Source organism: Paenibacillus algorifonticola (assembly GCF_050481745.1).
Lineage (GTDB): Bacteria > Bacillota > Bacilli > Paenibacillales > Paenibacillaceae > Pristimantibacillus > Pristimantibacillus algorifonticola_A.
In genome coordinates this window covers 43948-63263 of sequence record NZ_JBCNGR010000009.1, presented here as the reverse complement: position 1 = coordinate 63263, position 19316 = coordinate 43948, and the positions used below count along the sequence as shown (strand labels likewise).

24 protein-coding genes and 1 riboswitch are annotated in these 19316 nt (G+C 40.3%); all 24 genes read left to right on the top strand.

Annotated elements, in window-relative coordinates; translation table 11 throughout:
- Positions 1-8: 8 nt before the first annotated feature.
- Complete coding sequence (locus ABEW34_RS12005; protein WP_430158761.1) at positions 9-764, top strand: hypothetical protein; 756 nt, start codon at positions 9-11, stop codon at positions 762-764.
- Positions 761-1159: a DeoR family transcriptional regulator gene (locus tag ABEW34_RS12000; RefSeq protein WP_430158757.1), complete on the top strand. Its 399-nt coding sequence runs from the start codon at positions 761-763 to the stop codon at positions 1157-1159. The genes ABEW34_RS12005 and ABEW34_RS12000 overlap by 4 nt, the downstream gene beginning before the upstream one ends.
- A gap of 103 nt (positions 1160-1262) precedes the next feature.
- Positions 1263-2681, top strand: a complete 1419-nt coding sequence (locus ABEW34_RS11995) for an NAD-dependent malic enzyme (RefSeq protein ID WP_430158754.1) — start codon at positions 1263-1265, stop codon at positions 2679-2681.
- Positions 2682-2898: 217 nt separating this feature from the next.
- The gene (locus tag ABEW34_RS11990; RefSeq protein ID WP_430158752.1) at positions 2899-4179 is read left to right on the top strand and encodes a class II aldolase/adducin family protein; all 1281 of its coding nucleotides are present in this window, start codon (positions 2899-2901) and stop codon (positions 4177-4179) included.
- 358 nt (positions 4180-4537) lie between these two features.
- Positions 4538-4638: riboswitch (cyclic di-GMP riboswitch) on the top strand.
- Positions 4639-4768: 130 nt separating this feature from the next.
- Entirely contained in the window at positions 4769-5239 is a 471-nt protein-coding gene (locus ABEW34_RS11985; RefSeq protein WP_430158749.1) for a WapI family immunity protein, read from the top strand.
- Positions 5240-5378: 139 nt separating this feature from the next.
- Complete coding sequence (locus ABEW34_RS11980) at positions 5379-5933, top strand: CPCC family cysteine-rich protein (RefSeq protein ID WP_430158747.1); 555 nt, start codon at positions 5379-5381, stop codon at positions 5931-5933.
- A gap of 53 nt (positions 5934-5986) precedes the next feature.
- Positions 5987-6331 (top strand): DUF3969 family protein, encoded by a 345-nt coding sequence (locus tag ABEW34_RS11975; RefSeq protein WP_430158744.1) that lies wholly within the window; start codon positions 5987-5989, stop codon positions 6329-6331.
- A 59-nt stretch (positions 6332-6390) separates the two neighbouring features.
- Complete coding sequence (locus ABEW34_RS11970) at positions 6391-6783, top strand: PdaC/SigV domain-containing protein (RefSeq protein WP_430158742.1); 393 nt, start codon at positions 6391-6393, stop codon at positions 6781-6783.
- Positions 6784-6785: 2 nt separating this feature from the next.
- Positions 6786-7106, top strand: a complete 321-nt coding sequence (locus ABEW34_RS11965; RefSeq protein WP_430158739.1) for a hypothetical protein — start codon at positions 6786-6788, stop codon at positions 7104-7106.
- Between the two features lie 538 nt (positions 7107-7644).
- Positions 7645-8046: a hypothetical protein gene (locus ABEW34_RS11960; RefSeq protein WP_430158736.1), complete on the top strand. Its 402-nt coding sequence runs from the start codon at positions 7645-7647 to the stop codon at positions 8044-8046.
- Between the two features lie 290 nt (positions 8047-8336).
- Entirely contained in the window at positions 8337-8858 is a 522-nt protein-coding gene (locus ABEW34_RS11955) for a hypothetical protein (protein ID WP_430158733.1), read from the top strand.
- Between the two features lie 97 nt (positions 8859-8955).
- A complete protein-coding gene (locus ABEW34_RS11950; RefSeq protein WP_430158730.1) occupies positions 8956-9642 on the top strand; it encodes a hypothetical protein in 687 nt (228 codons plus the stop codon).
- A gap of 64 nt (positions 9643-9706) precedes the next feature.
- A complete protein-coding gene (locus ABEW34_RS11945) occupies positions 9707-10099 on the top strand; it encodes a metallophosphoesterase (RefSeq protein ID WP_430158827.1) in 393 nt (130 codons plus the stop codon).
- A gap of 33 nt (positions 10100-10132) precedes the next feature.
- Entirely contained in the window at positions 10133-10417 is a 285-nt protein-coding gene (locus ABEW34_RS11940; protein ID WP_430158729.1) for a hypothetical protein, read from the top strand.
- Between the two features lie 519 nt (positions 10418-10936).
- Positions 10937-11419 (top strand): HEAT repeat domain-containing protein, encoded by a 483-nt coding sequence (locus ABEW34_RS11935; RefSeq protein WP_430158726.1) that lies wholly within the window; start codon positions 10937-10939, stop codon positions 11417-11419.
- Between the two features lie 668 nt (positions 11420-12087).
- The gene (locus ABEW34_RS11930) at positions 12088-12657 is read left to right on the top strand and encodes a hypothetical protein (RefSeq protein ID WP_430158723.1); all 570 of its coding nucleotides are present in this window, start codon (positions 12088-12090) and stop codon (positions 12655-12657) included.
- A 121-nt stretch (positions 12658-12778) separates the two neighbouring features.
- Positions 12779-13009: a hypothetical protein gene (locus ABEW34_RS11925; protein ID WP_430158721.1), complete on the top strand. Its 231-nt coding sequence runs from the start codon at positions 12779-12781 to the stop codon at positions 13007-13009.
- A gap of 379 nt (positions 13010-13388) precedes the next feature.
- Complete coding sequence (locus tag ABEW34_RS11920) at positions 13389-13901, top strand: hypothetical protein (protein WP_430158719.1); 513 nt, start codon at positions 13389-13391, stop codon at positions 13899-13901.
- A gap of 1018 nt (positions 13902-14919) precedes the next feature.
- Positions 14920-15192 carry a hypothetical protein gene (locus ABEW34_RS11915; RefSeq protein WP_430158717.1) on the top strand — a complete coding sequence of 91 codons (273 nt, stop codon included), beginning with the start codon at positions 14920-14922 and terminating at the stop codon, positions 15190-15192.
- 53 nt (positions 15193-15245) lie between these two features.
- Entirely contained in the window at positions 15246-15758 is a 513-nt protein-coding gene (locus ABEW34_RS11910; RefSeq protein WP_430158714.1) for a hypothetical protein, read from the top strand.
- A gap of 77 nt (positions 15759-15835) precedes the next feature.
- Positions 15836-16351, top strand: coding sequence for a hypothetical protein (locus ABEW34_RS11905; RefSeq protein WP_430158712.1), 516 nt, complete (start codon positions 15836-15838; stop codon positions 16349-16351).
- 44 nt (positions 16352-16395) lie between these two features.
- Positions 16396-17034: a hypothetical protein gene (locus ABEW34_RS11900; protein WP_430158709.1), complete on the top strand. Its 639-nt coding sequence runs from the start codon at positions 16396-16398 to the stop codon at positions 17032-17034.
- Positions 17027-17344 carry a hypothetical protein gene (locus tag ABEW34_RS11895; protein ID WP_430158706.1) on the top strand — a complete coding sequence of 106 codons (318 nt, stop codon included), beginning with the start codon at positions 17027-17029 and terminating at the stop codon, positions 17342-17344. Before ABEW34_RS11900 ends, ABEW34_RS11895 begins: the two co-directional genes overlap by 8 nt.
- Positions 17345-17642: 298 nt before the next feature.
- Positions 17643-19184 (top strand): stalk domain-containing protein, encoded by a 1542-nt coding sequence (locus tag ABEW34_RS11890; RefSeq protein ID WP_430158703.1) that lies wholly within the window; start codon positions 17643-17645, stop codon positions 19182-19184.
- Positions 19185-19316: the final 132 nt, after the last annotated feature.

Genomic DNA, 19316 nt, shown 5'->3' with positions numbered 1-19316 from the left:
GGGAAACGATGCTCAGCCGTCTGCGAATTTATTGGAAAATGATATTGCTGTCATTCGGACTCGTTCTCCTCTCGCTGCTTATCGGCGGCATTGTCGTCATTGGAAGCGTCACCCGCATGAAGGAGGACGAGCTTAAACAGCGGCTGCTCATTACAGCCCGCACCGTTGCCGAGCTGCCGACCATTAAAAATCAGATCAATGAACCGAATAGCGCAAGCTGGATTGCGCCTGTCGCGGACAATATTCGCATTATTAATAATGTGGCCTATGTCGTCGTGCTGGATATGAGCCGGACGAGACTATCGCATCCATTGGCGGCGAGGATCGGCGGCAAGTTTGATTCATCGGATGCGGATGCGGCGTTTGCGGAGCACACGTATATGTCCAAGGTGAAGGGAGAGGCGGGCGTTGCGCTGCGGGCTTATGTCCCGATTATGAATGAGACGCATGAGCAGGTAGGTGTCGTCGTAGCGGGCGGGCTGCTGCCTGGGCTGGCGAAGCTTATTGAGGAGCAGAAAAGCTCGATTGCGCTTACGCTGCTGATTGCTTTATTGTTTGGCATATTCGGGTCAGCGCTGCTTGCCCGCCACATTAAACGGCAAATGTACAATTTGGAGCCGCATGAAATTGCGCGTATGTATGGGGAGCGCTCGGCGGCGCGATGGATTATATTATTAAGCCCTTCAAGCTGGAGCGGATTCGCCAGACCTTGGAGCGTTACCGCGACCGTCACGAAAGCTTGCTTGCAGCAGAAAAGGCCGTGACCCAGAATGAGCTGGATCGCATGCTGCTTAGTGGGGAAAACGGATTGCAAGGACAAGTTGAACGAGCAGAACGAGCAGAAGATATAGGGCAATTAAGGTCAGGAGAACAAATAAGATCAGCAAGGCAAGCCTCATTTGCTGGGCCGGATGAGCAGCAAAGCAGCCTGCCGAAAGGGCTGAATGCCGTCACATTGCGGCAAATCGTTGAGGTCATGCATCGCCATGAGGGCGGGGTTTCGGCGGAGGAAGCCGCCGAGGGCATCGGCATTGCCAGAGTAACGGCAAGGCGCTATTTGGATTTTTTGGAGAAGAGCGGTTATGTGTTGCTGGAAATCAACTATGGCGGGGTAGGACGGCCGATCAATCGCTACGTATTGCAGCAAAGACCAAAATGACCAAAATCAACAATATGGCCAAAAGCTTCCCACGTTTTCATGTAACCGTTAACATGAAGGCAAATAGCAAGCGCTCAAGCGTTTGCATAGGAGTGTGGTCAGGATGGCAGTGCCGGCAACGGGAAGCACGAATATCGTATTGCGTTTGGAAATGGACAAGGAAACGTCAACCTTCGGGCGTATTGCTACGGCAATTGGTGAAGCGGGCGGCGACATTGTGGCAGTTGACGTCAGCGGGACAAGCAAAACATCAACGATTCGTGATGTGACGGTCAATATTACGGATACGCAGCGCAAAGAGCTAATTGTAAGCGTATTAAATAAGTCGCCAGGCGTAAAGGTGCTTCAAGTATCGGACCAGACCTTCCTTATGCATCTTGGCGGCAAAATCGAAGTAACGCCAAAAATGACGATTAAAACGCGGGATGATCTGTCGCGGGTATATACGCCGGGCGTAGCCAATATTTGCATGGCGATTCATGAAAACCCGAAGCGGGCCCACTCGCTCACGATAAAAAGAAATACGATTGCCGTCGTATCGGACGGAACCGCTGTATTGGGGCTTGGCAATATCGGGCCGCTCGCGGCGATGCCGGTTATGGAGGGCAAGGCGATGCTGTTCAAGCAGCTCGCAGGAGTCGATGCTTTCCCGATCTGCCTCGATACACAGGATACGGAAGAAATTATTGCGACGATTAAGCGCATTGCCCCTACCTTCGGCGGCATTAATCTCGAAGATATTTCGTCGCCCCGCTGCTTCGAAATTGAAAGGCGGCTCATTGAGGAACTGGACATTCCGGTGTTCCACGATGATCAGCATGGCACAGCGGTGGTGCTGCTTGCAGGCCTTATTAATGCGGTCAAGCTGGCAGGCAAGCAGCTTGCAGATTGCAAGGTTGTGTTATGCGGCGTTGGCGCAGCAGGAATTGCATGCACGAAAATTCTGCTCGCGGCAGGTGTGCGGAACATCATCGGGATTGACCGTGACGGCGCACTCGTCGCTGGCAGCAGCTACGAGCATGAAGCATGGAGATGGTATGCGGAGCATACGAATCCAAGCCGGGAGCAGGGCAAGCTGAGCGAAGTCATTGCGGGCGCAGATATTTTTATCGGTTTATCGGGGCCGGGCGTGCTGAAGGCGGAGGATGTTCGCAAAATGGCGAAGGATGCCATTGTGTTCGCGATGGCGAATCCAACACCGGAAATAACGCCAGAGGAAGTGGAAGGACTTGTGCGCGTCATCGCGACGGGACGGTCGGATTACCCGAACCAGATCAATAATGTATTATGCTTCCCCGGCTTGTTCCGCGGCGTGCTGGACTGCCGTGCCTCGCGGGTGACGGAGGAGATGAAGCTGGCTGCCGCCGAGGCGATTGCTGCGGTGGTTACCGAGGATGAGCTGAATGAATATTACATTATTCCGAGCATTTTCAATCCGCATGTAGCGGAGCGTGTCAAAGAGGCGGTTATTGAAGCGGCGTACGCTTCGGGCGTTGCCCGCAGGCGGGAGCGCAAGCTGTAGCCTGAAATTGGCGAGGGTGCTGGAAAAGGGAATGCTTCGGGGCTATGTACCCGGGGCATTCTTTTTTTGACGTGCAGAGCAAGAGGATTCGCCGCTGAACGCCGCTTTATTTTTGCGGGGAAGGGTAGAAGAAATGTAAGAAAAATCACTTTCAAAAATAAACAAAAGTAATACAATATAAACAAAGATATTAAATGCAAAAAAGGGGGACACGCACATGGAATTCACCTTATTACATCCTTCCGATCAGCTGGTCATGATGATGGAGCGCATTTACGGTTATGGCATGACGACGACTTCAGGCGGCAATTTATCGATTTTGGATGATAATGGCGATCTTTGGATTACGCCTGCGGGCATCGACAAGGGGGAGCTGACGCGGCAGGATATCGTTTGTGTGAAGGCGGATGGTTCCATTGCAGGCAATCACCGGCCGTCGAGCGAATACCCGTTTCATCAGATGATTTATAGCAGAAGGCCGGATATACGGGCGGTTGTTCATGCGCATCCGCCGGCTCTTGTGGCGTTCAGCATGGTGCGTAAAGTGCCAAATGTCCGTCTTCTGCCGAATGACTATTTGATCTGCGGCGAGGTGGGCATGGCGAAATACGGCTTGCCGGGGAGCGCGGAGCTGGGTGAACATATAGCGGATGTATTCAGCGAAGGGCTGAACACGATTATGCTGGAAAATCACGGCGTCGTGGTGGGCGGCAGCGATTTATTCGAAGCCTTTCAAAGATTCGAGACGCTGGAATATTGCGCACGGATGGAGATACAGGCGAATCGGATCGGGACGCCAGTAACGATGGCAGCCGAACAACTGGCGGATACGCGCGAGTTGCTGCTGGAGGAGTTTGTACCAGACTTTTACAGTAGCGAGGAGAAGGAAGCACGGCGGGAAATGTGCAAGCTTATTAAGCGTTCTTACGATCAGCGGCTGTTTACGAGCACGCAGGGCACTTTCTCCCATCGAGTCGGTAAAAATGCCTTCATTATTACGCCGTATGATCAGGACCGTAAATATGTGGAGCCAGCAGATCTCGTACGGATCGACGGCGGGAAGAAGGAGGCGGGCAAGGTGCCTAGCCGCTCGGTGCAGTTTCACCAGCATATTTATGAAACGCAGCCGCATGTGAACTCGGTTATTATTGCCCATCCGCCCAACATTATGGCGTTTGCGGTGACGGAGGAGCTGCTGGACTCGCGGACGATTCCGGAAAGCTATATTTTGCTGCGGAATATTCCTAAGCTCCCGTATGGAGATTTGTATACGAAGCCGCAGGAGGCGGCACAGCTTTTTCAGGAGAACACGCCCATCGTCATTGCCGAAAATGACTGCGTCATCGTCACTGGGCAAAGCCTGCTGAACGCCTTCGACCGCCTAGAGGTCGCCGAATACAGCGCGAAAGCAACCATTTCAGCGAAAAACATTGGCGCTATCGTGCATATGGAGCAGTCGAGGATTGCGGAGCTGGAGCAGGCTTTTGGATTGAAGTAGTAGGCCATATTGCCTAAATTAATCGTAATGTGAGCTTTAAAAAGTGAACTTAAATATGAAATGATAGGTCCAGCCCGTGGATTTGCGGGTTGGGCATTTTTTTGTTGATCATACGACTAATAATTTGCAAGGAGATTAATAGGAAGATTTTTAATAGTTCAAATAGGATTAACTGCCTGTTCTATGATCAAGAATTTACTAAATATAAGGAGTGAACTGCTAATGAGGAATGACATGCCAAATAAAAATATTTATTTTTATGACTTATGTAGTATAAAATTTCAAATATCCAACCGATATACTAAGTACAAAGAACTATTAGGTCAAAAGTAGGTTTAAGAATCAATAAGCCCATTGAAATTGAAAAAGGCAAACCTGATCGAAAGACAGGGACGCAAAGCCGCGGGTCTTCACGGAAAACCATCATGATGGTTGCCGTATGACAGCCGGGCCGCCAAAAGTAAACGGGCTTTTTTTTATGCAAATATAAGCATTTATAGGTTTCACACTTTGGGATGCTGCTAAGAAGATGATAGTTAATCAAGGTGGTTTTTCTGAATCTCCATTTGGTTACTAGGGAGGAATATTCATGGCTCAACTGATAAATACAACGGGAGATATACACTTGAAATTGTCTTTTCATAAAAGGTCTTCTGTAATTATGCAATATGAGGATGATATTAATAACTGGATTCCGATTGATTTTGAAGTATGTGTATTCAATGAATCATACAAAATGCATCCTAAGGTAAATCCAAAATTAAATCTGTTTGAAGTGAACTTAATGTTTTCAAAATTAAGGGCATTGATTGAAGAAAAAAAAGAAAAGAACAAGTTTGAAAGAATAGAAATATCCACATTTGAATTTTTTTATGAGTTGGAATTTTATGAACTAATTGAGGAAAATGAAATACAATGTACTATATGGATATTCGAGGCTTCCCGAACGTATGGGAAGATTCATCACGTCGATAGGGGGTTTAGATTCAGTACAACACTAAACTCCCTTGTTAAATTCACAGACAGTCTTGAACAAGAATTAAAACAGATACTACAATAAATTTAGCAGATTTAAAGACCTTGTGGATGGTTGGTCAAGACCCCATATAGTAGACATTGAAAAAACTAGATAACAAAGGTTGCGGCATTCCACAGGCAAAAATAGACAACTTCATAAATGTAGAGTGAGGTATCACATAGTGGAACGTGAAGAAGCAATTCTCCATATTATCAGAAATACGATTCAAACTATGAACAATACAACGAAATATGAAGTATTGTTGAACTGGTGGGGAATAGATCAAGAAGAAGCTATTTTTAATTACTTACCGGGTTCTCTTAAGCGAGAAATATTGAATTCTGATGAACCACCTGAGTATGTAATGGATGACAAATACAATGTACTCATTATCGAAGCTCTAAAAGTTAAATATATTGGTGTCAGAAATGAATTTTTATCTAAAAGAATATCAGAGCTATTAAATGCTAGTCATTTGGTAGAGGGAGTGCAGGAGGAACTAATAACTTGCCCTTGTTGTGAATATAAGACGCTTCCAAAAAAAGGTGAATATTATATCTGCCGAGTATGTTTTTGGGAAGACGATGGAAACGTAGATCCACAATACTATAGTTCACCGAATGGCATGACCCTTGACCAGGCTCGTGAGAATTTTATTAATTTTGGTGCAGTTGACGAAGCTTCGGTACAATTCCTTGAAGTGGATAGGCTTGAGTTGTATAGCAGAAAAAAGTGAAAAATGGATGGAGTAACTCGTCAAGCGAAATGCGCTAATAAAGGAGTGTTACAATGAAATTAAAAATTGAATTGGAGCATTCAGAGGAAATTCAAAAGTTTTTATGTATATTAAATCTTGGTTTGCTTAATTCCTTGCTAGAAGGGGCATTAACGTTTGAAGATGCATATGCCTATCTTTACCGACCATATGTAGCAGAACTTCTAAAACAAAATGATGGGAATAAGGAGATAATTGAGTTGTTTGAAGAATGCTGTATGTTGGAAGATATACGAGATATAGCTCCCGAAAAGCTGCAAGATGCAATTAGGCTGAAACAGAAAGAAACATTAGATGCACTTAAATCCATGTCTAGTACAGAGAAGCCGATGTATTGGCTCAATAAATTTGACGAATAATTCAAAGTCCCGGAAATTAGATTATTGGGTTCGGAAATATATATAGAAGAGGTATTACAATGTTTAAAAATCTAGGTTTTATTATCTTGATTGTTTGCACAAGTACCCTATTGGCTGGATGTGGTAATAAATTGGAATTATCAAAAAGTGATCAACGAAATGGAACCACATTGGATTCAATAGGAAGTTATGAAATGATCGATAAAGCATTATCTAAATCAAATGTAGTTATTCACTATCCCCAGATAACGGGATTAGGGAACGCTAATAAACAGGATATTATTAATCGTTTGATTCAGGATGATGCATACGGATATATGGGGAAATATTCTGAAGAAGAAACCAGCAATTGGAGTGCAGACATCGACTATAAAACTACGTTTAAAAATAATAAGTATTTGAGTATACAGTATACTGGTTACAGTTACGACAAGGGGCTGCTCATCCCGTAGACATGTATTATACAACCAATATAGATATTCAAGCAGAAACACAGATATCTTTAAAAGATATAGTACAGATAGATGATGGATTTATCTCTGCCTTAAAAGAAGGCAAGCTTCAGTCCCCTATTACTGAAGCCCAAGAGCTCTTGGATAACCTTACAGATGATGAATGGTTACAAATGCTTATAAAAGCAGATTCATCCTCATCCGGTACCTACAGCTATTTAACAAAGGATGCGATAGGAATTATTGTTGAGGTTCCGCATGCAATAGGTGACCACGCCGAATTAGAAGTGAGTTTACAAAATGTTGACAGTAAATTGGAATAAAGATTTTGCAAGCAGAAATATAGGATTATTTATGTAGGGCTAGAGAGGTTCGGAGAATAGTATTAAGGTTGTGCTTGGCTTTTCAAGAGGAACGACGAAATACTTTTTTGCCATACAGAAAGCCATTTTAAGAACCACTGTACTATTCAACAGATGGGGTTTATAAGTCAAGGTTGCGATTTTAAAATAACGAATGGGTGTTTCCCTAGAGTGTCCTACCATCATAGTCCAGAATGGAATGATTTGAGTGGAAATCATTTTTAAGCCGACTTACGGCATAATTAAGCACAATATATCGGATGAGAATATCGCCGAGATGTTACAATTTTTCCTTGAAGACGGAGCAATGTTACTTTTCTCTTTTTATGAAAGAAATCTGGATTTGTAAGATGAAGGTACACAAAAATTTATTTTAGACAGGTGTGTATTCAAAAATTCTGAATGGGTATTGCCGTGGGAGGAGTCTATACCACATTGGGATGAGCCAGATAAAACTCCGCCGATCCTAATATGGTTCTCAGCAACGCAAACAGAGGAAATGCTTAAAGCAATCGAAATTGATCATTTATTTAGATGCGTTGTTGTAAAGCAAGGTGCGGAATTTAAACAATTTTCAAATGTGCTATTTCACCAAGAATATTACTCCTCTGTGGATGAGGAGGACTATGAATATTATTTAGGTTTTACGGACAGGGATTTTTTTCGTGTAACCTTGTTAAATGAGATTAAACGGAGCATTAAGGAGAATGGAAAAATGTATATATGTATAGTTTGCGGGTATGATGGATTGGATTATCCGCAAAGGGATGAACTTGGATATGCAACACAATGTATCTGTCCTTGTTGCGGATTTCAATCAGGTTTTCATGATGATGCTATGAACGAACCAATGACAATTGAAGAATTTAGGGATTTATGGATTAGAGAAGGTGCTGTATGATTTAGTAATAGCAGGAAAAAAACGAAGCACTGGAGTCTAAAGGAACAACTCCAAAGAATAAATATTACGATATAAATAAAGAACTTTGACCTGGGGAAAACCCAAGGTCATTTTTTTGATTCTGTGAAATAGTTTGTGAAAATTCCAAAACCTACTAAAATGTAAGTAATGGAATAGTTAATAACGTAATGGGCTTGAAAGCTCTAGTAATCTCTCCGAAAGCACTTGAGAAGAAATTAACCACAACAGACATATTTCATAAACTATTTTTAGATTAAGGGGAAACTAGAATGGATCATATCATTAAAAATGTTATATCGTCTCAAGATATAGGTCTGCTGAAAAGTCTCATTGGAAATGGAACATACAATATCGTTGTTGATGAGGTTGGCGTAGTTGCTTTAAGTATATTTATCGAAAGCTATCAATCGAAAATAGTCATAAAAAATAATCCCTCTAAGGGGTCGGATAAGGATGATTATCCCAGGTTTGAATTGGCACAAGTTCAAGACGTTTTGCCTAATTGCAAGGAAATCTGTAAAGGAAAAAAGATAATCAATATTTCCATTATCAAGGATAAGGTGATGTGGCGATATCAAGGCCATAAATGGATTGTAGAAATTGATGTGGGTATAAAAATCATCTTTGAAGAAGATGAGCTGTTGCTGGTAGCTCATGATACTTTAGCAGGCCTTATTGGGATGTTTAATTTAGATAAATCCTCCAAAATAAATGAATGCCTAGAAGAATATTGGTCAATGAAAACAGAAGATATGATGTCATTAGATAGAGAAGAAATATGGATTGGCTAGAAGGCGGCTAATCATGTAAAAGAGTGAATATCCGAAATGAGGATCTTATATTGATTCCTAACCAGAAAAATAAAATAGCAGACGTGGAGGGATATCTATGGCTCCAGAGAAGCAGGTGTTAGAACAATTTATACGTCTATGTGAGACCGTAATTTCTGCTGAAGAGTTAGAAGCAATCCATTTAGAGAATGACAATGAAGATGATCAAATAATCGAATCTATTAATATATTACTCGCAAAAATGGATCTAGATGAGCAACTGGAACTTCATGGAATGCCTTCACCTAAAGCCTTAAGTAACATTTACAATGCTAGGGATAAGGTTGAAATGCACCCTCATGTGAAGGAGCATATTGCTTTCGCCTATTTTAGTGGAAAAATAGCGGAGCAGGGGCATATCGATATGACGCTTTTTAATGAAATCCTGCATGAATATAAAGCGAATGGGTTCATTGGCCTAGAGAGTGTTCTTATTACTGAGATGAAAAAAGACAGCTTAAGCCCGGCTCAGGTAATTGAACTAGAGCAATTTTTAAGCGGGAATGCTTATCATAAGGAAGCAGAGGCCTTCAAATGTAGAGAAAAAGTAAGGTCTGGGGAGAAGGTGGACACTGATCAAGTCATGAATCTACTCTATTTACGGGCATACCATGCTTTAGATTTTGCACTGGATCATGGAGCTATAGCTGGAAATGGGCTAAAGGCATTCAAAGAGCCTACGGCATCTGAACGTGACAGAAAAATAAAGCTAGCCCTATTCCAGAAAGCAAGAACAATGATTTAATGGTTTTCTTATATGCAAAAAACTAGTGGCCGATGTGTTGGTGAGACTAGTTTTTTTGAAAGGGATGGGTAGGATGTCCATATACATAACGGGTGATATTCACGGATCAATCAGCGTTGGGAGACGTTTTAACTCTAAAAATTTTCCTATCGGAAAAACGCTGACCAAAAATGATTATGTCATTATAGCTGGCGATTTTGGTTTGCTATGGGTGGGGGATCGGGAAGACAGGTATTGGCTCAATTGGCTAACGAATAAACCTTGGACTACTTTATTTATCGATGGGAACCACGAAAATTTCAATCTTCTTGAAGCCTACCCGGTCGAGGAGTGGAAGGGCGGCAAGGTTCATAAAATTACGCCAAGCATTATCCATTTGATGAGAGGTCAGATCTTTGAGCTCGAAGGGAAAAAGCTTTTTACATTTGGCGGAGCAGCTTCACATGATAAACAATAACGCAAGGTTGACATCTCTTGATGGCCGAGGGAAATGCCATCTTATGCGGAATATGAAGAGGGACTCCAAAATCTGGATCAATGCTCATGGAAGGTGGACTATGTCATTACCCATACATGTTCAGCTGATGCTTTGAAGTGGCTATCCTTGAACTTTGAGGAATTAAATCCTGTAGATAATGATCAGATGCATGACTATTTCAATGAAATCAAAGGTAAGCTTGAGTATGAAAAATGGTTTTTTGGTCATTTTCATCATAATCAAGAGCTGCCAGAGCATCAGCATTTGTTGTATGACGATATAATTAAATTAACGTAGTTTGAAACGATTGATGGATTGAATGAGAAGACGCAAAAGAACAATTTATCAAATACGTATAGAAACTTATTTAAGGAGCTAAGAACATCGTGGAAATCATATCGATAGTAGTAAAAAAGAAAGTCATATTAGCTCTGAGTATTCTCGCCTTATTGTGCTCATGTGCTGGAAAAGATACGGTAAGTATGTTTTCTGATAATGACGTGTAAATTGTCAAATTTCATGATAATTCAAGGGAAAAACAACATACGAATGCATTATATATCCCTAGTACAGCGGAAACGGTTGATCTAGATGTGCAAGAATATTTGGAAAAGGACGGTATCTTATATGTTGTTGGTGAAAACGGCTATACGGTACTGGATTTATCCACGAAAAAATACATACAAAATACAGATATATCTGTGTTTAGTGACTCTGAACAAACAATTATTAAAGATTTAGAGGCAAACTAATATTTGCTGAGTTGCCGAGGTTATCGTGTCTACGAGCAAGATAAAAAGTAAGAGGTGAAACTTGTTGGAGCTTCAAAACTTGCATCCATTTATTACAGAGGCAGAAATAGAAGAGGCAATTCCATTCATAGAGCATATAGGCGCAACAAAAAACAGGGCATATTTGCCCTTATTGTTAAAACAGTTAGAGCAAACAGAGAGCAATAAATTAAGAAATGTCATTGCGATTGCCCTTTCAGATATTGCTGATAATGTGGCTGTTAAACCTCTAATTGAAATGATACAGCATCCTAAAACGATAAAGAGTAGAGGAACACTCCTTTATGCTTTAGAAAACCTTGATTATCGACCATATATTGAAATCATTACAGGGCTCCTAGACAGTCCTGCCATGGAAGTTAGAATGCAATCCTTCATGCTATTAGAAGCTATAGCCGATAGCCTTACCGAAAGCGAGAAAAAGGCATGCAGCAGCATCATAATCCAAAAGCTAGAAGCGAATCAGGACGAAATTCTTATTGAAGCACAGCAGTTGTTCAATATGTAGAGGTGAACCAGTTGGATAGAATTTTTAAAGAAATATATGATTTTTTCCTAAAGGCATCTTCTTTTCAGATGAAAGATATAAAAGTAGCTCTCAATATTTAAAACAGTTAAAAAGAAGAAAGCGATGTAAAGAAAGTTTGGGGTATTTTCAAAACAAAATAAAAGAAGTTTTACCTCAATATCCTGTAATCAATTTCACTAATTTAGATGAATATAACTGTATTCAATTTAAAATATTAATTGCGAAAAATCAAAATATACTTGATGATGATATCATTTTAATAAAATCTTTAAGGGGGATTAAATACCGCCTTCCAATTGAAAAATTACTCTGATTCTCAAATTATTACACTAGGCGAAAAGTATTAAGTGAGTAAAATATTCATGATATTAGACAAAAATATGGTTGGTGAAGTCAACTTAACATACTCTAATAGAGAAAAAGATAAAGGATATGAGGGTTTTAGGAGATGACAGTAAGCTAGATCCTGGAGAACTTGACATAGATAGTTGGACAGTAGATAGTAATTTCGCTATCGATAACGCCTTGAAAGCTGCTAATTCCTAAGACTGGTGAAATTATAGATAACGGTAATAAAAATTGAACTAAGGAATTGCTACATGTGAATGTACACTCCATTAAGTAATCGAAAGGACAAGGTAAGGTGAATGCAGAGGAATATTTTTAGCAAAATTATGTTAGCAGTATTGTTGATTTTTGCATTTTTGAGTATTACCTCATGTTCTGAATATAAGGAACAGCCTCAGGAAAGTACAGAAACGGGGGCTCCCCAATTTAATGATACTGCGTATAAATTATTTTATGGTGAATGGGAAATTAGTAAAGTTGCAGGTACAGATGAAAGATTTCCTCCTGACCTAGATGTGGTACAACAAGAGGTTGGAAAAAAGATAATTTATTCAGAGGATAAAGTAATATTAGATGGTAAGGAAATAATAGAAAACCCTAATTACTCAATAGCCATTATTCCAGTTCGCGATCCTAGGAGGCAATACATCGCATATATGCCACCACTTAACGAAATAGGGATAAACGGTGATTATTTTGTCTTTGTTCATGTTCTAAATAGCGTCGGTAATTATGTTACAGATATTGGAACCATGTTTTATATAAAAGATGATAATACTTTAATCATGTATGATGATGGTGGAACATATTTCGAAATGAAGAGGATAGCCCATATAAAAGATGCTGAGCTGGGTGAAAGGTATTTTTGATATTTAATTGAATTTGTTTCACTATATGCGAGTGTAACAATTTATTTGATAAAAGAGTTTTATTATCCTTAAATTTAGTAGAGCCAAGCACACCTTTGTATTATCTCTAAGGAGGGAATAAATGACAGATCGAATAGTTTTGAGTGTGTTTTTTTTAGTGGTATTTGGTGGGTTTGGTGTACTAAATATACTTTATACTGAGTTTATGATTAGAACAACATCAAGTTTCAAGAATCAAAAGAAAGCAACAAAAGCAATGATAAAGCGATTTAAAATAAGCGGATATATAACAGTGGTATTTTCTGTAATAATGGTAATAATTACGTTGATAGGAGGACTTAAAGGAATCTAAAACATATAATGATACTACTTGTGAGTGTGAAAACTCCAAGTGGTTTCTTTTTGTGTAGAAAGCATTTTCTAAGGATTGGGGATACCATGAGCTTCTAATTGTTGATGAAAAGATAATATCCCATGAAATTTTATTCGCTTCGGGATCAACCATCCCGATTCATTTCTTAGATAGTGGAATTATGATAAGATAACCAGTTTTATTATATTCTCGCATGGAATTACTGGTACAGAACATTAGGCGGTAAATGGGCTGCCTACGCTGAATTTGTTGAATTAGCGAGGATGTCATATGGGTTTTCCAGTACCGGCTCTGCAAGATACCCTGAAGCCGCAAGTGGAGCGACATTGTTGAAGTTTACAAGATAAGGATGATGTAAATGATGCTGAATAAAGTTGGGAGTGTGAAGAGAATAGTAATCTCTTTTTCGTTATTTGTAGTAATAACTCCAATTTTACTGAACTTTATTCCTATAAAATTTTCGGTTAAACTCGTCGAAGCACAACAAAGGCTAAATACTGGGGAATATATTTGTGTAACGGAATCTAAATATGTACTTGATACAGGTTGGATTGCAAAAACAAATATTAATTCACATTTGAAAGAGAACCTTGCTGTGAGAGTGTCTAGGAATAGCCCAAAAAAATTTCTATCCGAAAAGGAGTTTGATTTTATATGGTATGAATTGGATAATAGATTTTTATTAATAGGTAACGTCGAAAGTTTTGAAAAAGATAAGGAAACCAAAGTTCGATATGCCAATCTAAATATGGATGAATGGGAAATCGTATATCCTATAAAAAGAGCATCCTTTAGAAAATACTTTACGCCCAAAAGCTATCTCAATATTTATGATTATGACTTGATAAAAGTAATCACTAGTGTTATATAAATCTTCAAACATGTTTATTTGGGGAATTAAGGAATTTAACTAAGCGTCGTCTATCTACTTTTCTCATTTGCTTTTACGAACAATTAATAGAATTGTTTGAGTCGTAGATGAACTTTCCTATCTGTAGGGGACCGCAAAGTTCTCTAAAGATTCAATATTCGCGTTCAGAGTATGAGTCAAAGGCGCCATAATCCATAAAACCGCAGTCAAAGATGTAGGTAATCCCTTCCTCATGAATGAGCGGATCCATCGGGGTTCGCTCATTTTTCTTGGCTTCTGTAATCGTCGCTCGGATACAAAATCATCATCTTTATTCGTAGAGGCCAGTAGCAAATGAAGCTTAATTCAGAGATTTAAACTAGCTTTCTCTAAGAAGGGAGATACATGAGACAATCAAGCATGAAATGGATGAGAATCTTAGTTTTCTGCGTTGTTATCATTATGATTAGTATAATCTTTCTAATGTACGATAGATTTGAGCGAAATATCAAGAGTTTCAAGATTGCAACTCACTTTGTGGGCAGCTATTTATTATTTTTTGAACTTTTTTTTGCAATGTGGAAAGAGTTAAATCTAATTTAATTAAACTGAGAAAAATATTATTTGTAGGAATTTACGTCTGTGGATTTTGGTTTGGATTACTAACTGCTATACAATTTTATAACCTTTTTGTAGATTCATTTATAATTGGATATCAAAGTAAGGAAGTCATAATTTTAAGTAGTGAAAAAATTTATAATGATAGTGATAGAATACTAGTGGAAATGGATGGAGAAAGAAAAGCATTTTATTTAGCTCCAGGATATGTACCAGTAGAGCACAACTCAAAATATCTCGTCCATGTATTTGTAAAAAGTAAAATAGTTATTCCTATAGAATGACCTGTGAAATAGTTCAGTCTGCTTACCGTACGTTTAGCCCATTTACTTTTTAAAATGTCGTTTCCCTCAAATTTGGATAGGTCAATTCATCTGCTACTAGGTGTCTAAGGCTTTGGTGAAGGAGAGTAGATAAAACTTTGAACAAGTATCATTTTCAGGTCTCAATTAATGCTGAACAGTACTGTGATGAAGTCATTAATGAAATGGTAAAACTATTTAATATTTCAAACAATGAGGCTTTGGGACGGGTAAACAGACATTGGGCCGGGAAGAGTTTCGATGATGAGAGTTTGTTGTTTCATATGCTGCCTGAAGAATGGGCCAATGATATTTATTATGGCTTAAACTCATTTTGGTGGAAAAAAGAGAAGAAGGACTTGATACCGCTACCATCTAATGAAGAGATATAATTTTAAGTTGTTCAATCAACCACATATGGGTTTAGAAACATTAAGGAGGATATATGGGATCAACATTCACTGCGATTTTTCAAAATCAGGGATCTGACTTGGGGCTTGCATGCAAAAAGCTCACTGAGATCATGCTAGATACATCAAATCCTCAAGAAATTTGGAAATGGACCTATAACAAAAAGGATACTCATTCCCCAGAATGTATGAGTATTTCTGGCCAACTTGAATTTCTAAATGTGCATGGATTTGATATTCAACTTGGAGCGCATTTCTTTATTTTTGACATCATAATAGGTTGGTACACCCTCTTAGAAGATGAACGGTTGCAAAATCGACTACGAAGGGATTTAAGCCGTTTTGGAAAAAGATTTGGTCCCGCTATTTATTTGCCATCTGATTGTAAAGTAGATCCTTTATATAATATGAGGATGGAACGATCTTGGGAAGAAACGGTGAATGAATTGAATCAACAATTGGGTAGTCCGAAAAAAACGTTGAAAGAGTTATTAGCATGTATTGAAGGAAGAAGGGAACGCTGCGGTTATTATGTTGAATTATTTTAATATAAAGTTATGGGCCGATTTTAGGAGTAAATCTTTATAAATGAGGGGTTAGCTATGGCTAAAATGGAATCTATATAATGAGAAAAAATATAATTCATTTTTTTGTTTTCTATTGTGTATTGATACTTTTATCAGGTTGTGGAGTGAAAGCAAATTTCGAAGAAAAGGCTTCACCAACGCTAAACTATAACAATAGTACTGAATCACTGGATCATTTATTTTTTGGTGCTTGGATAATCAAAGAGGATTTTAAATTGGGTACAGTAAGTATTTATGATGAAAAAGATATTAAGAGTTTACTGGGTAAAAGAGTGGACTATTCCATTAAATACTCGCAGTTCGATCAGAAAAAACTTGAAAATCCATTTTATAAAAAGACGGTTGTTTCAAATGAAGATTTTTTAATCCATCATAATGTTCTATTGAAAAATTTAGATATAACTCAAGATGATGTGACGATGATTGAAGTTTATACGGATAGTGGGCTTAAAGAATATTGGAACGAAATCGGAGCGACCTTTTATCTCACTAACAGCAATGAAATCATTGTATTCGATAATGGAACTTTTTTTAAGATGGAAAAAGCAAAATGAACGTTCGATAGGTTTATTTTAGGGTCCAAAGAGGAGAAGCATCCATGCTGGAAAAACTAGAACTAAAGAATATATCACTTTCTTGCAAGCCATCCATGCATAATTTCCCTACATGGAAGGAGACTCTATCTGACTTTTCATATACGTTTTCCCCAGGAAAAGTTTATGCCATTATAAGTGAGCCTGGTCGAGGAGGATGGGCAATTTCCTATCTTTTAGCAGGCCGGGTAAGAAGTTACGCTGGAAGCTTGCTAGTTAACCAGAAGTTAGCTAATTCTAGAACACTTAAAACGTATGGATGGTATGTTGGAGAAGCACATGAGCCAAGTGCTATAACCTCATTGTTTCGACAAAAGACTATCCGTCAGCAACTGCAAAGTTACACTTCAAATAACCACATGGTGGATGAACTGATTGATAGGTTTGAGTTGTCTCCCTCCCGTCTGGATAGGCAAATGAAACATATAAGTAATGAGCGCTGGAATGCTTCTGCGGCTATTGGGCTGGGGCAGGAAAAACAAATTTTCTGCTTCCCGTGGATGGATGACATATGGAAAAATGCTATTAGAGCAAGACTGAGGCTTTGTTCAGAAATTTTAAGGCAGCAAAATGGTATGGTTATCATCCCGACATCTAGTCTATTAATAGTCGATGATTTTGTTGATGAAATTATTTATGTTTAATAAGGAGATGAGAGTTATATTTATTGAACATATAGAATTTACTAGTGATGAAATGGATGGAGTTGAGCTTGCAAAAGATTTATGTGATGAGATGCAGGCTGGAGGAGAGAGCATTACCTGCTTCGATGTATTGTCAAAGTTGCTGGGTCAGGGCATTACAATTAAGCAGAACCGAGAAGAGGTGCTGGCAGCATACCTTCAATTGACTCAATATAACAAGTTCTGGTCAGAAGCCGAGTGGTTTAATAACAACCATATGGAAACGTTAGCTACTAAACTACGTAGCTTATTAAAATCAGAAATTAATTAAGGTGGAGCATGATATGAAATTTTATTTGGCTCTGGCACAACCGTTCTTATCCATTTCTTAGAAAACGGAATCTTTGCTAGAAAAAATGCATAATCTATTTAAATCTCCCAAATCCATCAACTCTATCAATCCCCACTCCCATTCCAATAGACAACCAACAACAGAAAATGGTACCATGAGAGTATCTGTTTGGCTAGGTTCCGCCTTTCTTTTGGTGTCTCTATCATTTGCGGACGGGACTCAATCTATCATTAAAAACGCCCCAGGTAATCGACAAAAATTTGGAGGAAATACATACGTGAAAACAAAACTAGCACAAACGCTGCTAGCCCCGTTGCTCGTTACTGGCTTGCTGCTGTCGCCGCTGGCTGGAACGACTTCGACGGCTTCAGCTGCAAGCGCTGTTACGACAGCAGCGTCTACGACGCAGGCTATTAAAGTCTATATTGACGGCAGCAAGCTTTCGCTTCCGGCCGCTCCTTATGTAAAAAACGGCGTGACGTTCGTGCCGATGCGGCAGATTTTTACGGCGCTGGGCGCTTCGATCACTTGGGTGGAGAAGACACAGACGATTATCGTACGCAAAAACACAACGACGGTATCGCTGACCGTAGGCAAGAAAGAAGCGGTTGTCGACGGGAAGACCGTTAAGCTTGATGCAGCACCTGCCGTGAAAAATGGCATCACCTTCGTGCCGACCCGTTTCGTGGCCGAGGCGCTTGGCGCCAAAGTGAAATGGGATAATGCGGCGCAAGCCGTTCGCATCACCTCCATAGAACAACAGTGGGCAGAAGCTTACGAGGAGTACGAGGAAACGCCTGAGGATGACCGCACAAAGCTGACGCCTAAGGAAATTGTGGAGCAAAACGACGAAAGCGTCGTCCTGATCACAACGAATAAAGCGCTTGGCAGCGGCGTCGTTATCGGCGATCGTTGGATTTTGACTAACAATCACGTCATTGAAGATGCAAGCTCGGCAACGATTACGTCGATCTATGGCGATGAATACAAGGTTCAAGGCGTCGTTGTCAACCGCCCAAGCTCAGACCTTGCAATTATTCAGACGGATGAGTCGCTGTATTTGGAGCCGGTGAGCGTAGGCTATACGGTTCCGGAAAAAGGCGATAAAGTTGTAGCCATCGGCAGTCCGCTTGGTATCCAGAACACGGTATCTGACGGTCTGGTAAGTAACATTTCGTACGAGGATGGCCTCACCTATATCCAGACAAGTGCGCCAATCGACCACGGCAGCTCCGGTGGAGCGCTGTTCGATGAATACGGCGATCTGGTTGGGATTACTACCGCAGGCTATACATCGCAGGCCGATCTGAACTTTGCTGTATCGGTTGCCCATGCAAGTCTCTTGATGGGATTGCTGCCGGAAAGCCCGCAGGAGGATGTGTTGTTCCTGCCAGCGATTTTGCCCGATACGCTAAAAGGCGCTTCGATGGAAACGATCACAGCACTGATGAAGAAAGAATTTGGCTCCGTATCGACAGGCGATGGCACAGCAAGCTTCAGCAATTGGGAAGTGAAGCGGGATTCGCAGGGCTGGATCGTGCTGACGGCTGATATTGATCCGCGCTTTTATACGTATTATGGCGGTTCTTCCGCTAACGATATTCGCAGCTGGGCCATTAACCTGGGCCATGAGCTGAACCGCATGCTTCCGGGCGAGACGATTCAAGTCATCATCTCCTTCGATCGTACCTTCGGCTTCCAGCCGCGCGGCTTTGCCGAAAATGAAGTGACAGCGCTTGGCGACAACAAGTGGAAGGTTCGCTTCCCGGTTCTCGATATGCAGCTGAAAGACCAGCTTTATATTAGCATGAAAGACTAGCACTTATTATTTAAATCCTTCATCTTAATCTTCACAGCTAAATGATCGGGCTGTTGGCGGGAGCGTAAGCGACCACCGGCAGCCTTTTCTTTTGTGCGGGAACCCTCATCTGTAGTACAATGATAGACAATA

Bases quoted from the DNA above. Each gene is read 5' to 3' on its own strand.
- ABEW34_RS11975 (WP_430158744.1), top strand. From the start codon at position 5,987: ATGAAATTAAAAATTGAATTGGAGCATTCAGAGGAAATTCAAAAGTTT.
- ABEW34_RS11990 (WP_430158752.1), top strand. From the start codon at position 2,899: ATGGAATTCACCTTATTACATCCTTCCGATCAGCTGGTCATGATGATG.
- ABEW34_RS11965 (WP_430158739.1), top strand. From the start codon at position 6,786: ATGTATTATACAACCAATATAGATATTCAAGCAGAAACACAGATATCT.
- ABEW34_RS12005 (WP_430158761.1), top strand. From the start codon at position 9: ATGCTCAGCCGTCTGCGAATTTATTGGAAAATGATATTGCTGTCATTC.
- ABEW34_RS11955 (WP_430158733.1), top strand. From the start codon at position 8,337: ATGGATCATATCATTAAAAATGTTATATCGTCTCAAGATATAGGTCTG.
- ABEW34_RS11895 (WP_430158706.1), top strand. From the start codon at position 17,027: ATGTTTAATAAGGAGATGAGAGTTATATTTATTGAACATATAGAATTT.
- ABEW34_RS11905 (WP_430158712.1), top strand. From the start codon at position 15,836: ATGAGAAAAAATATAATTCATTTTTTTGTTTTCTATTGTGTATTGATA.
- ABEW34_RS11910 (WP_430158714.1), top strand. From the start codon at position 15,246: ATGGGATCAACATTCACTGCGATTTTTCAAAATCAGGGATCTGACTTG.
- ABEW34_RS11950 (WP_430158730.1), top strand. From the start codon at position 8,956: ATGGCTCCAGAGAAGCAGGTGTTAGAACAATTTATACGTCTATGTGAG.
- ABEW34_RS11920 (WP_430158719.1), top strand. From the start codon at position 13,389: ATGATGCTGAATAAAGTTGGGAGTGTGAAGAGAATAGTAATCTCTTTT.
- ABEW34_RS11960 (WP_430158736.1), top strand. From the start codon at position 7,645: ATGCTTAAAGCAATCGAAATTGATCATTTATTTAGATGCGTTGTTGTA.
- ABEW34_RS11945 (WP_430158827.1), top strand. From the start codon at position 9,707: ATGGGTAGGATGTCCATATACATAACGGGTGATATTCACGGATCAATC.
- ABEW34_RS11940 (WP_430158729.1), top strand. From the start codon at position 10,133: ATGCCATCTTATGCGGAATATGAAGAGGGACTCCAAAATCTGGATCAA.
- ABEW34_RS11930 (WP_430158723.1), top strand. From the start codon at position 12,088: ATGCAGAGGAATATTTTTAGCAAAATTATGTTAGCAGTATTGTTGATT.
- ABEW34_RS11900 (WP_430158709.1), top strand. From the start codon at position 16,396: ATGCTGGAAAAACTAGAACTAAAGAATATATCACTTTCTTGCAAGCCA.
- ABEW34_RS11985 (WP_430158749.1), top strand. From the start codon at position 4,769: ATGGCTCAACTGATAAATACAACGGGAGATATACACTTGAAATTGTCT.
- ABEW34_RS11995 (WP_430158754.1), top strand. From the start codon at position 1,263: ATGGCAGTGCCGGCAACGGGAAGCACGAATATCGTATTGCGTTTGGAA.
- ABEW34_RS11970 (WP_430158742.1), top strand. From the start codon at position 6,391: ATGTTTAAAAATCTAGGTTTTATTATCTTGATTGTTTGCACAAGTACC.
- ABEW34_RS11925 (WP_430158721.1), top strand. From the start codon at position 12,779: ATGACAGATCGAATAGTTTTGAGTGTGTTTTTTTTAGTGGTATTTGGT.